Annotated in this window: 2 protein-coding genes; both read left to right on the top strand. The window is 40.5% G+C overall.

Features of this window, described 5'->3' with window-relative positions; translation table 11 throughout:
* A partial coding sequence (locus F6K49_RS52920; protein WP_293111147.1) for an acyltransferase occupies nt 1–351 on the top strand: 351 nt, incomplete at its 5' end.
* A gap of 183 nt (nt 352–534) precedes the next feature.
* The coding region (locus F6K49_RS52915) for an N-acetylneuraminate synthase family protein (RefSeq protein WP_293111145.1) at nt 535–1,015 on the top strand (481 nt) is incomplete at its 3' end.

Genomic DNA, 1,015 nt, shown 5'->3' with positions numbered 1-1,015 from the left:
TCTTCACTACAACTCAGATGTCAGTTGAGAGGAGACGTAATCATTGGAAATTCAGTTCTTTTGGCTCAGAATGTTTTTATTTCTTCTGGAACTCATCAGTATGACTATGTCCCATCCTTAAAAATTCGTGAACAAGATAAAAAATACTGCGAGGATCACGGAAAGTTTTACTCAAATCCAATTGAGATTGGTGATGATTGTTGGTTAGGTATAAATGTCGTTATTACACCAGGAACAAATATTGGCAGAGGCTGTGTAATTGGTGCTAATGCTGTCGTAACTAAAAATATTGCTCCTTATTCAGTGGCTGGTGGTGTGCCTGCAAAAGTCCTCAAAAAAAGACTACCCTAATTTATATATATCTATTTTTTAGTCCAGAAGCGTTATGTGTGTATCCAGTTTGAGCGGGTATTCCTTGCTTAAGAGTTGAAAATGCAATTGTGGCCAGTCACTATCCAGAATTCATGAATTTGAATCAATCATAACCTTGAACTTTGTGTTATCTATTTATATTTAATTGAGGTCCTATTGTATATGAGCATCATTGATATTCAACACCAGAGAATCGGTTATACTAGTCCTCCATTTATCGTTGCCGAAATGTCCGGCAACCACAATCAATCCCTTGAGCGTGCCCTAGAAATTGTCGAAGCAGCAGCTAAAACTGGCGCTCATGGTCTGAAAATCCAGACTTACACCGCTGACACCATGACCTTGGACATTGACGAAGGCGAGTTTTTCATCAATGACCCCAACAGCCTTTGGAAAGGAAACTCACTGTACAAGCTATACCAACAAGCCTACACACCTTGGGAATGGCACAAACCTATCTTTGACCGCTGCCAAGAATTAGGCATGATTGGCTTCAGCACTCCCTTCGATGCTACCGCAGTAGATTTTCTCGAATCCCTCGATGTTCCCTGCTACAAAATCGCCTCCTTTGAAAACACGGATTTACCTTTGATTCGCAAAGTTGCTAGCACTGGTAAACCCATGATTATCTCTACTGGTATGG

The organism is Moorena sp. SIO3I6, from assembly GCF_010672095.1.
Note: the sequence above shows the minus strand (reverse complement) of the source record. Positions and strands in the feature narration are given on the sequence as shown.